The organism is Exiguobacterium sp. E4787 (assembly GCF_018618375.1).
GTDB lineage: Bacteria > Bacillota > Bacilli > Exiguobacteriales > Exiguobacteriaceae > Exiguobacterium > Exiguobacterium chiriqhucha.
The window spans coordinates 15,052-26,842 of record NZ_JACSLY010000014.1 but is presented as its reverse complement, the minus strand read 5'-3'; the positions used below and the strand labels follow the sequence as shown (position 1 = coordinate 26,842).

General features: G+C 52.2%; 10 protein-coding genes and 1 pseudogene. 8 read left to right on the top strand and 3 right to left on the bottom strand.

From position 1 onward, the window contains the following. Window positions 1-48: 48 nt before the first annotated feature. Window positions 49-1,242 (top strand): DUF4317 domain-containing protein, encoded by a 1,194-nt coding sequence (locus KNP80_RS13555; protein ID WP_214834955.1) that lies wholly within the window; start codon window positions 49-51, stop codon window positions 1,240-1,242. A gap of 295 nt (window positions 1,243-1,537) precedes the next feature. Here KNP80_RS13555 and KNP80_RS13550 read toward each other — a convergent pair whose 3' ends face one another. Both KNP80_RS13550 and solA read right to left on the bottom strand, forming a co-directional pair. After that, on the bottom strand, window positions 1,538-2,983 hold the full coding sequence (locus KNP80_RS13550) for a DEAD/DEAH box helicase (protein WP_214834954.1): 1,446 nt from the start codon (window positions 2,981-2,983) through the stop codon (window positions 1,538-1,540). Window positions 2,984-3,082: 99 nt separating this feature from the next. Next, a complete protein-coding gene (gene solA, locus KNP80_RS13545; RefSeq protein ID WP_214718770.1) occupies window positions 3,083-4,222 on the bottom strand; it encodes an N-methyl-L-tryptophan oxidase in 1,140 nt (379 codons plus the stop codon). A 154-nt stretch (window positions 4,223-4,376) separates the two neighbouring features. On the opposite strand from solA, the gene KNP80_RS13540 reads away from it, so the two are divergent. The 4 genes from KNP80_RS13540 (at window position 4,377) to KNP80_RS13525 (ending at window position 9,550) form a co-directional block, all read left to right on the top strand. Continuing rightward, window positions 4,377-5,456, top strand: coding sequence for an alpha/beta hydrolase (locus KNP80_RS13540; RefSeq protein WP_214834953.1), 1,080 nt, complete (start codon window positions 4,377-4,379; stop codon window positions 5,454-5,456). Further along, window positions 5,453-8,227 (top strand): glycoside hydrolase family 3 C-terminal domain-containing protein, encoded by a 2,775-nt coding sequence (locus KNP80_RS13535; RefSeq protein ID WP_214834952.1) that lies wholly within the window; start codon window positions 5,453-5,455, stop codon window positions 8,225-8,227. Before KNP80_RS13540 ends, KNP80_RS13535 begins: the two co-directional genes overlap by 4 nt. A gap of 274 nt (window positions 8,228-8,501) precedes the next feature. After that, window positions 8,502-8,768 (top strand): CD3324 family protein, encoded by a 267-nt coding sequence (locus tag KNP80_RS13530; protein ID WP_034780358.1) that lies wholly within the window; start codon window positions 8,502-8,504, stop codon window positions 8,766-8,768. Window positions 8,769-8,899: 131 nt separating this feature from the next. Then, the gene (locus KNP80_RS13525; protein ID WP_214834951.1) at window positions 8,900-9,550 is read left to right on the top strand and encodes a FusB/FusC family EF-G-binding protein; all 651 of its coding nucleotides are present in this window, start codon (window positions 8,900-8,902) and stop codon (window positions 9,548-9,550) included. Window positions 9,551-9,628: 78 nt separating this feature from the next. On the opposite strand, the gene KNP80_RS13520 is transcribed toward KNP80_RS13525, so the two are convergent. Next, window positions 9,629-9,934, bottom strand: coding sequence for a hypothetical protein (locus KNP80_RS13520; protein WP_251130273.1), 306 nt, complete (start codon window positions 9,932-9,934; stop codon window positions 9,629-9,631). Window positions 9,935-10,183: 249 nt separating this feature from the next. Here KNP80_RS13520 and KNP80_RS13515 point away from each other — a divergent pair, with 249 nt between their 5' ends. The 3 genes and pseudogenes from KNP80_RS13515 to KNP80_RS13505 all read left to right on the top strand — a co-directional run bounded on the left by KNP80_RS13515 (window position 10,184) and on the right by KNP80_RS13505 (window position 11,780). After that, window positions 10,184-10,678 (top strand): LURP-one-related/scramblase family protein, encoded by a 495-nt coding sequence (locus tag KNP80_RS13515; RefSeq protein WP_128123835.1) that lies wholly within the window; start codon window positions 10,184-10,186, stop codon window positions 10,676-10,678. A gap of 13 nt (window positions 10,679-10,691) precedes the next feature. Continuing rightward, window positions 10,692-11,222, top strand: a complete 531-nt coding sequence (locus KNP80_RS13510; protein ID WP_128123836.1) for an NUDIX hydrolase — start codon at window positions 10,692-10,694, stop codon at window positions 11,220-11,222. Continuing rightward, window positions 11,206-11,780, top strand: a pseudogene (locus tag KNP80_RS13505) (DUF1349 domain-containing protein). Before KNP80_RS13510 ends, KNP80_RS13505 begins: the two are co-directional and overlap by 17 nt. The last annotated feature ends 11 nt before the right edge of the window (window positions 11,781-11,791 follow it).

Below are 11,791 nucleotides of genomic sequence, written 5' to 3'. Positions count from 1 at the left end.
TGGTATAATGGAATCGGTTTGTAGTAAAGGACGAAGGAGTGGTACGTAATGAATCAAAAAGATATCGCGGCAATCCGCAAACATTTCAAGTTAAATGCGGAAGCGGTCAAAATCGCTGACATTTATAATATTTATATTCGCCAAGACAGCAACGAGATTTTCCACGAGGAGTTGCGGTCGTTCCCGTTTGTCGAGCAGGAGCATCAAGAGTTGTTCCTCGCCAATTTCAAGAAAGTGCTCGGCGGCAAAATCGACGAGAAGTTGTTCGAAGTGAAGTTTCAGCATCCAGAATCGGGCCAGACGGACCATACGCAGACATTATTGTATGAGGCATTACGGACCGAAGACATCGAAGAATGGGCCGGTATGATGCAGCGGGTCGCATTGAAGATGGTACAGGACGCACCATTCGAAAAAGATATGGTCATCACGTTCACCCGCTTCAAATACAATAAGCCGACGCGCCGTCACTCGGAGGAGACGGAAATTGATATGCGTGACGAAGTATGGACGTCGCGCTTCATTCTCGGCAGTATCAATCAGACCGAGCTCCCAAAACAGTCGCTCGTGTTCGACTATATCGAGCGAGAGTTCAAGTCAAATATCTTCATCAATCCGGTCATCAAGCTCGACGCTCCAGTCGGCGGTTTCTTGTTCCCGTGCTTCACGGACAATGCGGCTGACGTCAACCATATCCTATATGCGGCCCAGAAGGCGCACCAGCCGGACTTCGGCTTCATCGAGAACGTCTTGAACGGGACCGAGATCGTGACGGCGGTCGAGGAGAAGGCGATGTTCGAGGAGGTCGTCAAGACCGTCATCGGTGAAGAAGTGAACGTCGGGACGCTCGCTACCGTTTACGATGAAATCAACCAGATGATCCTCGCCGAAGCGGAGCGTGAGGACGAGGAAGAGAGCGTGCCGATGATTGACGCGCGCACCGTCGAAATCGTCTTGAAGGCGAGCGGGGTCGAGGACGTGACGACGGAGAAGGTCGAGCAGGCGTTCCAACAAGTCGTCGACGACCGCCAATATGAGATGAAGGCGAGTAGCATCGTCCCAAAATACACGTCGAAGTCGATTAAAATCAATACGAAAGTCGCCAATATCTCGATCAGCCCGCAAGACTTGAAGTACGTGAGACAAGTGAACGTGAAAGGGAAACGTTGCCTGTTGATTGAACTAGAAGAAGACACGGAAATCGAAGGATTCAAGTTGATCTCGGAAGAACTGTTGGACTGACTCTAAGCGGATGACCGCCCCTGCTATCCAATCGAGCCATCGTTCGATTCGAGAGGATAAGATTGATTTTCTTCATTTGGAAGACTGAGGTTCAGACAATCGTCTGAGCCTTTTTTTGTCAATCACGTGAGGATGGTTGAATTTCGGAACGGTTATCGGTATGATGCTCTTGAAAGCATTCTCTCGATAAGTCTTATTTTTTTAAAGTTTATCGAAAGCGCTTTCGATATGGGTGAATTCAATAAAAAACCTCAAACCTGCTCCGCGTGGAGAGGTATTGAGGTTGGAGTGATGATTATTTTTTTGCCTTGCTCACTTTCAACTTCTTCCCTTTGATCGGTGTCGATTCCATCGCCTGAAGGACGAGTGAGCCTTTGCCGTTCAAAATGTCGACGTACGTCATCTGGTCGTTGATCGTGATGATGCCGATATCGTCAGCCGACACGCCAGGAATTTTGGCGATTGTACCGACGAAGTCGATGGCGCGGAGTTTTTTCTTCTTCCCGCCGCTGAAGTGAAGCTTCATGATGTCTTGGTTGATCCGGGCCGTCTTGTTGTTGCGAACGACACGTCGACCGCTCAACTTCTCTTCGAATGCGGCTTGGTTGCGCGCGACTTCTCTTTCAGTCGGTGCATCCATCTCCGGGATATCGAACTTGATGAACGCTTCGATGGCGCGAACGAACTTGCCCTCGTGAGGCGTCGCGAGCGTGATCGCTTTTCCGGCGTTGCCGGCACGGCCTGTGCGTCCGGTCCGATGCACGTAGCTCTCTTTTTCCATCGGCACGTCATAGTTGATGACGAGGTTGACGTTATCGACGTCGATTCCACGTGCTGCGACGTCGGTCGCGACGAGATAACGGAAGTTGCCCATCTTGAACCCTTCCATGACGGCGAAACGGTCTTCTTGCTCAAGGCCACCGTGGAGGCGTTCGCACGAGTAACCGGCCTGATCGAGCTCGGTATACACCGTGTCGACATGTTCTTTCGTCCGACAGAAGATGAGGCAGCTGTCCGGATTCTCGACGACGGTCACATCTTTCAGCACAGCGAGCTTGTCTTCGCGGCGCACTTCAATCAAGCCGTGTTCGATCGTCGAAGCGGTGACACCGCTCGATTCGATGGCGACACGGATTGGTTCGTTCATGTGCTTCTGGCACAGGCGCTCGATATCGTTCGGGAACGTCGCCGAGAACACCATCGTCACACGGTCGCGTGGCAATTCTTGGAGGATCGCCTCGACGTCAGCGAGGAAGCCTCGGTTCAACATCTCGTCGGCCTCATCGATAATCAAGTAATCGATTTTATCGAGAACGAGTGTCTCACGTTCGATGTGGTCCATGACGCGTCCCGGTGTCCCGACGACGATGTGCGTCTTCTGCTTCAATTCTTCACGTTGTTTCGAGAACGGTTCTTTCCCGTAGACGGCGGTCGCCTTGATGCGTTTGAAACGACCGATGTTCGTCATATCCTCACGGACTTGGACTGCAAGTTCGCGCGTCGGTGTGAGAATCAGCACTTGTGGCTTGTTCTCTTCCCATTCGATGAGTTCCGTGACCGGGATGCCGAACGCTGCGGTCTTCCCGCTGCCGGTTTGGGCTTTGACGACCAAGTCTTGGCGCTCGAGGACGAGCGGGATGACTTTCTGTTGGACTTCGGTCGGTGATTCGTATTTCATGATGCCGAGCGCGCGCTGGATGTCTTCGCTTAGGCGATAGTCTGAAAAGCGTGGTTGATTCATAGGTTTACCTCTTTTTCGTGTAAGAAACTTCTATTCGAGAAATTTTCATTAGCAATTTGGATTACGCTTCATTATACACGAAACGAAGCGGTTCGTCGTTCATGCACGAAAACGAGCGAGACGGAAGCGACTCAAATCGAACGATGTTTGCCCGTCTAGCGTGAGCTGACTCAGCACTTCGCCCATGACACTGCCGAACTTGAAGCCGTGACCTGAGAAACCGCAGGCGATGAGTACGTTGTGATGTTCGGGATGAACATCGACGATGAAGTCGTGATCGTCCGACATCGTATACAGGCATGTCTTGCCTTGATTCAAGGCACCGTTCGCCTCTGGCATATACGTCGCGAGGAAGTGGCGCAAATCGCCTTCGTCGGCTTCATAGCGACCGAAGTCTTGCGTATGTAGGTTCGGATCGATGGCCTGACCGCCGTCGGTCCGTCCGACTTTTAGTCCGGCCCCGTCAAGACTTGGGAATCCATAGAACATCCGGTCATCGTCCTCGACGAAGAACGACGGGAACGACGCATCCGAATAAAGCGTCTCGTCAGCCTCGAACCAACCGACGACTTTCCGGGTCGGTGCGAGCGGGAGCGACAGGTCGGGGAGCAGTTGTTTCGCCCAGGCCCCGACTGTGACAATCACTTTCTTGGTGTAAAACGTCGCCTCGGACGTGACGATGGTGCCCCCGTCCTCATGGAATTCGAGTGACTCGACCGGCGTGTTCATGACGAGCTCGGCGCCATTTGCGGTGGCTCGTTCGCGATACGCTCGAATCGCGTTCTCGCTGTAGAGCAGTCCCGACTCGGTCTCATAGCAACCGATATAGTCGTCTGGAATCGAGAGTCCGGGCCAACGTGTCTCGATGTCTCCTTTCGACAAACGCTGGAGCGGCAAGTCATACTTTTCGGCCGAGGCAATCGTCTCACCGAGAAACGCCGAATCGCGTGGCCCGATACCGAGGACACCCGTTTTCTTGAAAATAGGATACTGCGACGTACGGTCGAGATCTTCCCATAATTTTTGGGCCCGTTTGACGAGTGAGACATACGCACGACCTTCCCCGTAGGCATGTCGGATCATCCGGGTGTCCCCGTGATGACTACCTTTGTTGTGAGGCGGGTCGAACGCATCGATAACGAGCGTATGGGCACCGCGTTCCGTCAAAAACGAGGCGGCTGACATGCCCATCGTGCCGGCGCCGATGACGGCGACATCATATCGTACTGGTTGTGACATATGGACATCAATCCTTTCTACTGGAGCATTAGTAGAATGGTATGGAAAAGCTGGATAATTGTCAATTTTTTCTTGTTGAGTAGGACGAATCAGTAAGGAATCAGGGAATTGAATCTACGTGTCAATTTTGCCTATGGAAAGGGGACTACATATCATGTTGAATTCACGTGAGACGTATCGTGTATTGGCAGAACAACTCGAGACAGCTCGACAAGTCCACACAATAGACCGTGTCGAGACAATCATCAAACCGATTCTCGACTCGGATGTCAGCGGGGATTTGGACCCGCGCGTCCTGGCCGTCATCCAAGGCTATGTTGCAGCCGAGCCGGAAACGTCATTCGACTTGGCGACGGCCCGTGCCAGCATGGGTTGGCCGAACCAGGACATGACGACGACGGACATCACGACAAATCATGTTATGATTCCGAGCGCTGACGGTGACATCCCGGCGCGTCTCTATCGACCGCGCACCGAAGAGACGTTACCGGCCATCCTGTTCTTTCACGGTGGCGGTTTCTTTGGAGGGACGCTCGATACGGTCGAGAACCCGTGTAAACTGCTCGCGGAGAAAGCGAACGCTCTCGTCGTCTCGGTCGATTACCGGCTCGCGCCGGAGCATCCGTTTCCGGCCGGACTGAACGACTGCTACCGAGCGGTTGAATGGGTATACGAGCAGGCCGACGAGCTGAATGTACGGAACGAACGAATCGCCGTCGCCGGCGACAGTGCCGGTGGCAACTTGGCGACCGCTTGTTGCTTACTCGACCAATCGAACGAGACGAACATGATTCGTTTCCAGGCGCTCATTTATCCGGTCGTCAATCTAGGCTCAATCCCGACAGACGATTACGAATGGAAACTCGACGATTATGAGATCAAGCACCACCACGACTTGATCCGTGGCGTCGTCATGGCGCTCGGTGATTCTGACGATTTGCTCAACCATGTGTACTTACAGGGCAAGGCCGAACTGACCGACCCGCTCGTCTCCCCGTTGTTCGCGAATGATGTGACTGGCTTACCGCCGGCTTTGATCATCACGGCCGAATATGACTATCTGCGCCTTGAAGGCGAGGCGTACGCGCGTAAACTCGCACGCGACGGCGTACCGACGCGACTGATTCAATACCGCGGGATGGACCACGCTTTTATGGATAAGCTCGGCGACTACCCGCAAGCCGAAGACTGCATGATTGAAATCGCAAATGGAATGAAGGAGATGACACGATGAAGACTTACACATTGAACTGGGATACATATAAACAATTGGCGCGGACAGCCGTCTCAGAAGGGGCCGTCCTCTTGAAGAACGAGCACGCGACGCTTCCGATTCAAGCGGGGACGACCGTTTCTGTGTTCGGACGCAGCCAATTCAACTACTACAAGAGCGGTACAGGATCAGGCGGGATGGTCAACGTTTCGCATGTGACGAGTCCGCTCGAGGCGCTCCAGACGACCGAAGGGATTCAATTGAATGCATCGCTTCTTAAGACGTATGAGACGTGGGTCGAGGCGAATCCGTTCGACCGAGGTGTCGGTTGGGCCGGTGAACCGTGGTCGCAGCCAGAGATGATGGTAACGGACGAGCTTGTCGCGAAAGCGGCCGAGGCTTCTGATTTGGCGCTCATCTTCATCGGACGCACGGCCGGTGAGGACCGGGATAACACGGCCGATCCGGGTAGCTATTTGTTGACGGACATCGAGCAGGCGCTGATTGAGAAGGTATCAAAGACATTCACGAAGACGGCTGTCGTCTTGAACGTCGGCAATATCATCGACATGGATTGGGCGCACAAACCGAGCGCGATTCTTTATACGTGGCAAGGCGGAATGGAAGGTGGCACTGGACTCGTCGACGTCTTGACGGGTGTCGTCACGCCATCTGGTAAGCTGACCGACACGATTGCCAAATCGATTGAGGACTACCCATCGACGAAAAATTTCGGTCATGCGGACAAGGGCATCTATCAAGAAGACATCTACGTTGGCTACCGCTATTTCGAGACGTTCGCTAAGGATTCAGTGCTCTATCCGTTCGGGTTCGGCTTGTCGTATACGACGTTCACGACCGACGTCGCGACGGCGAACGAACAGGACGGCGTGATCACGGTGACCGTTGATGTGACGAACACAGGCGCTGTGGAAGGAAAAGAAGTTGTTCAGCTGTACGTCGAAAAGCCACAAGGCACGCTAGGGAATCCAGCGCGTTCGCTCGTCGCTTTCGATAAGACAGACACACTCGCACCGGGGGAACGGACGACGCTCACACTCAGCGTCCCGGTCACGGACTTTGCGAGCTATGACGACAACGGGGCGACCGGACACGTGTCGAGCTTTGTTCTCGAGGCCGGCACATACGAGCTTCACCTCGGGACCGACGTTCGCTCGGCCCAGCCGGTGTTCACGTATGAAGTGGCATCTCTTCAAGTCGTCGAAAGGCTCAGCGAGAACATGGCCCCGGTCACTCCGTTCGACCGACTCAAACCAGTCCTCGGCGAGCATGGCTATTTGGTCGAGTACGTACCGACGCCGCTCCGTGCGCTCGATGTCGAGGCACGTTACCTCGTCGAACGTCCGGTCACGCGCGACTACGCCGGTGACAACGGCATCACACTGAAGGACGTCTACGCCGGCAAGGTCGAGCTCGATGCGTTCCTCGATCAATTGTCGGACGAGGATCTCGCCTGCATCGTGCGTGGACAAGGGATGAACTCGCCACGGGTGACGCCGGGGACGGCAGCTGCGTTCGGTGGGGTATCGGATCGCTTGAACGAACTCGGCATCCCAGCAGCATGTTGCGCGGACGGCCCGTCCGGCATCCGGATGGATATCGGGACGAAGGCATTCGCCCTTCCGAACGGGACGCTCCTCGCCTCGACGTTCAACGTCCAATTGGTGGAAGACCTGTTCGAGATGACAGGACTTGAGATGCGGAAAAACCGCGTCGATACGCTCCTCGGACCTGGGATGAACATCCACCGCAATCCGCTGAACGGCCGGAACTTCGAGTACTTCTCGGAAGACCCGCACGTGACCGGCAAGATGGCGATCGCCCAATTGAATGGGATGCATCGCGTCGGTGTGACAGGAACGCTCAAGCACTTCAGCGCCAACAACCAAGAAGCGCACCGTCACGATATCGACTCCATCGTCTCGGAGCGGGCGCTACGTGAGATTTACTTGAAAGGGTTCGAGATGGCCGTCAAAGAAGGCAAGGCGACATCGATCATGACGACGTATGGCGCCGTCAACGGCGTCTGGACGGCCGGATTGTATGACCAGAACACACGTATCCTCCGGGACGAGTGGGGCTTTGACGGTATCGTCATGACCGACTGGTGGGCGAAAGTGAATCACCATGAAGACGAGCCGGCGAACCGTCAGAACACGGCGGCGATGGTCCAGTCGCAAAACGACTTATATATGGTCGTCGACCGTCCGGACACGAACTCGTTCGATGACAACACGGGCGCGGCGCTCGCTGATGGGACATTGACGCGTGGTGAACTGCTCCGGAGTGCGGCGAACATCTGTCGTTTCGTCTTACAGTCACCGGCGATGGAGCGCGAGCTCGGCATTCATGACGGCACGGTCGAGGTGGTCGGGCTCGACGAAGAGGCCGGACAAGCGATCGATTTCGATGTGACGTATCGCCACCTCGAAAACGGGGAAAGCGTCAGCCTGAGTGACGCCGACACATCGACGGGGAACACCCACGTCTTTGCCGTCTCGGTCGATGAGACAGGCACGTACGACGTGACAATCACGGCGAAATCGGACGCGGGCGAACTTGCCCAGATGCCGGTCACGCTGTTCGCCAACAACATCCCGGGCCCGACGTTCACGTTCAACGGAACGGACGGCGAATGGGTGACGCAGACGAAGCAAGTATTCTTCCTGAATCAACATAACTACTTGCAACTCTATTTCGCACTTGGCGGTCTCGACGTGAAAGACATCACGTTCACACTCGTCGACTCGTTCAGCATGAAAAACGGATGATCAACAAGAGCTCTTCATCGTATATGTTCGCCTGCCTTTTAAACATCACGAGATATTTTGTATAATGAGGTCAACATCTTGTGATTGGAAAGGGGGCGCATATACGTGGAAAATCGTTTGAGATTTTCTAAGTCTTCAATCACTCATGCAAAGCCAGTTGTCACAAGGGCGATCATTTGCATGGGGCAGAACGTTTCATTTGATCGCTAGGTAATCTTTTACAACAATGGCTTTGCTTCCTTATTGTCGGATTTTGAATAAGGAGCGAGCAGAGATGAAGTACGTAAATGCGCAACATGTCCTTCCAGAGGAGTTGCTTCAAGAAGTTCAACGATACGTCCAAGGGGAGACGCTTTATGTGCCCCGGACCGGTCAAGAAAAGAAGCGCTGGGGAACAGTCAGTGGTGGCAAACAGTTGCTTGAACAGCGGAATGAAGCGATTCGAACATCTTTTGCGAAGGGGACTCGGGTCGAGGAGTTGGCGGCTGACTATCATTTGGCGGTCACGACCATTCGAAAAATCGTTTACTCTTCAAATTAATCAACGGCACGTCGCATAGTTGCGATTGTGCCGTTTTTGTATAAAACAGTTCTAACTTGAAGTCGGTGCAATCTTGTCTTGTAAAATCCTTTACACTAAAAGAAGTCAGGATTGAGAAAGGATGACTGAATATGCTAGAGCGTTTTATTGAGAACCACCAATTCAACTTCATTCGAGAACAAGTCGAGACGATTCGAGATAGTCGAAAGAAAAATTTACCGTCTTCCGTGTTACAAGCCGTCATCGATTTGGCCAATGCCAAAATTGCTTTTCTGTTTCCTGAAGCGACATCAGCTCAGCTTGCCATGTTGGACGTATCAAAGTTACAAACCGACGAAGCCTATGATGGGTTTATAGATGAGTTAAGACCTCACGTCCGGTCGTTTCCGCAAGTGTCGGAACAGCAAGTGAAAAAAATGTTTCCCAAACAGAAAAAACTAAGACTTCCAGACGCAGCGGAACTTAATGTGAATCGTATGTCCTACATGAGCTGGAACGACCTGCGTTCCAATCGGAAATATATTCTTTGCGAAAAGAATCATCAGCTGATTGGGATCGAGCTTAAGGCAAGCTCAAATGCGAAGAAAAATATTTGCGCCTTCTGTAATCAGTTGGCAGAAGTCTCGTATTGTGTCACCATCACAAAAGCAAAACAAGCTAAAAATCCTGACTATTATAAAGCAATTGGGACGTATATTTGTACAGACAGTGCCTCATGCAACGAGAACATGACGAATCTTGACGCCTTGATGACGTTCGTCGAAACAGCTTTGACAGAGTGAGTAAAAGATCGACTGTCCGTCGATCTTTTTTGCATAGAGCCTAATAGATCGCTAGCTATGCTAATGCTTAGTTCTCTATTAGTATGCCTGAAGCGATTTGACGGCATAACGTAGCTGGTCGATCTCCTCGTTTTTCCATCCGTTTCGGTCTGCGGCGTTAATTAACTGCCGGCTCGTTTTGATGAGTGCCTTTGTTAATTCCACAAGTGTTACCGTTCCCATGATTGTTTGGGGACGATCCTCTTCTATCAATGTGAGCTCAACTTCTGTGCCGGTCACTTTTTTAGCAGATATTTGAATTGGACCGTCCATGAATTGGAATGAGTAGGTTTCCTGCAACGGGGCGAATAAGAGGGCGCGGCCATTGTCAATCCACCGTGTCAACACGATAGCAACGAAATCTGACCAGCCTTGTCCCGGGAAATAATCATGAAAATCGATGACGAAAGTGATGTTCCCAACGATTTGATTCGAGTATGTTAATGAATGTACACCAAGCGGACTACATCGTTAATGAGTTGACAGACATTCTAGAACTCCTTAGTCCACCTCACGTTGCGTGTTGAAAGATTCTGAATCGATTTCGGGTATGGTTTCGTATATAAGGTACCACATACAATCGGAGGGATGACGATGAACACGCTCTACATGAAACAAAAGGTTTTCAGCCTACGTGGCCGGTTCAGTATCAAAGATGCAGATGAGAACGATCTTTATTTTGTAGAAGGTAGTTTTATGAAGTTACCGAAGTCGTTCACGATTTCTGACAAGAATGGATACGAGATTACGACGATCACGAAAAAGACATTCAGCTTTTTGCCGACATTTTACGTCGATGTCGAGGGGGAGGAGACGTTAACGATTTCAAAAGAGTTCACGTTCTTCAAGCCGCGCTACACAATTGATGCAGCCGGGATTGAAGTCGATGGCAACTGGTGGGATATGAACTTCGAAGTACGCCAAAACGGACATGTCATCGGTAGTGTCCAAAAGAAGTGGCTAACGTGGGGCGATACGTACGAAATTCGAGTAGTCGATGATACGATGGAACACTTACTCATCTCAATCGTCGTCGCCATCGACTGCGTCAAAGCAGATCAAGCGGCATCTTCGAGCGCCGCGACGTAAAGGGGATGGAACGATGGAGTTTTGGGATGTGTATGATGTAGACCGCAAGAAAACAGGGCGAACGTGGCAACGAGGGATACGCCTTCCTCAAGATGATTATCATCTCGTCATCCACGTTTGCATTTTCAACAAGGATGGACAGATGTTGATTCAGCAGCGCCAACCGTTCAAAGACGGTTGGGCGAACATGTGGGACATCACCGTCGGCGGTAGCGCCACGGTCGGCGATACGAGTCAACAAGCGGCGATGCGCGAGCTTGAAGAAGAGATTGGGCTGAAACTTGATTTATCTAACACACGGCCCCATTTGACGGTCAACTTTGACGAAGGGTTCGATGATATCTATCTCGTCGAAGCAGAAGTTGACCTCGATGAGTTGACGCTCCAACCATCAGAAGTGCAAGCCGTGCAATGGGCGGATGAGGCGACGATTCTTGATATGATCAGGTCAGGGAAATTTATTCCGTATCACGAACCGATGATTCCGTTGCTGTTCGCGATGCGAGGACAATGGGGAGGTATCAATCATGTGGAAGTCATATAAGTGGATCAATGAACCAGACGAAGTGAGTCTCGGTGAAAGCTTGACGTTCCAGACAGCACCCGACACCGACTTTTGGCGGAACACCCATTACGGGTTCAACCGGATGACGGCCCACGCTTTGGTGACGGATGTGTCGTCTAAGCGGTTCACATGTCGCGCGACGATTGAGATGGATCCGAGCCATACATATGACCAGGCCGGCATCCTGTTATACGTTAACGACGAGCATTGGCTTAAGACGTCCGTCGAATATATATTCCGGACGGACCGTCACACCTTGGGGCCGTCGTCACGTCCTTTGGCTACTCGGATTGGTCGACACGTGATTTCCCGAACGACGCCATCCGTGAACCGTTGACGTTTGAACTCGCCTACACCGATGGCGATGTTGAGGTGTTCTTCGAATACGAGGGGGGCACGCGTGAACAGTTGCGAATCGCTCACCTCCATGACGTCTCGACGTTACGCATCGGACCGTACGCCTGTAGTCCGGATCCGAAGGCGCCAGGATTCAACGTCACAATTTCAGATTGGACAGTTACGGAAGCATCGACTTGATATAAGGTCGG

Coding starts and splice junctions, on each gene's coding strand:
- KNP80_RS13540 (WP_214834953.1), top strand. CDS start 4,377: ATGTTGAATTCACGTGAGACGTATCGTGTATTGGCAGAACAACTCGAG.
- KNP80_RS13535 (WP_214834952.1), top strand. CDS start 5,453: ATGAAGACTTACACATTGAACTGGGATACATATAAACAATTGGCGCGG.
- KNP80_RS13550 (WP_214834954.1), bottom strand. CDS start 2,983: ATGAATCAACCACGCTTTTCAGACTATCGCCTAAGCGAAGACATCCAG.
- KNP80_RS13530 (WP_034780358.1), top strand. CDS start 8,502: ATGAAGTACGTAAATGCGCAACATGTCCTTCCAGAGGAGTTGCTTCAA.
- KNP80_RS13555 (WP_214834955.1), top strand. CDS start 49: ATGAATCAAAAAGATATCGCGGCAATCCGCAAACATTTCAAGTTAAAT.
- KNP80_RS13515 (WP_128123835.1), top strand. CDS start 10,184: ATGAACACGCTCTACATGAAACAAAAGGTTTTCAGCCTACGTGGCCGG.
- KNP80_RS13525 (WP_214834951.1), top strand. CDS start 8,900: ATGCTAGAGCGTTTTATTGAGAACCACCAATTCAACTTCATTCGAGAA.
- KNP80_RS13510 (WP_128123836.1), top strand. CDS start 10,692: ATGGAGTTTTGGGATGTGTATGATGTAGACCGCAAGAAAACAGGGCGA.
- solA (WP_214718770.1), bottom strand. CDS start 4,222: ATGTCACAACCAGTACGATATGATGTCGCCGTCATCGGCGCCGGCACG.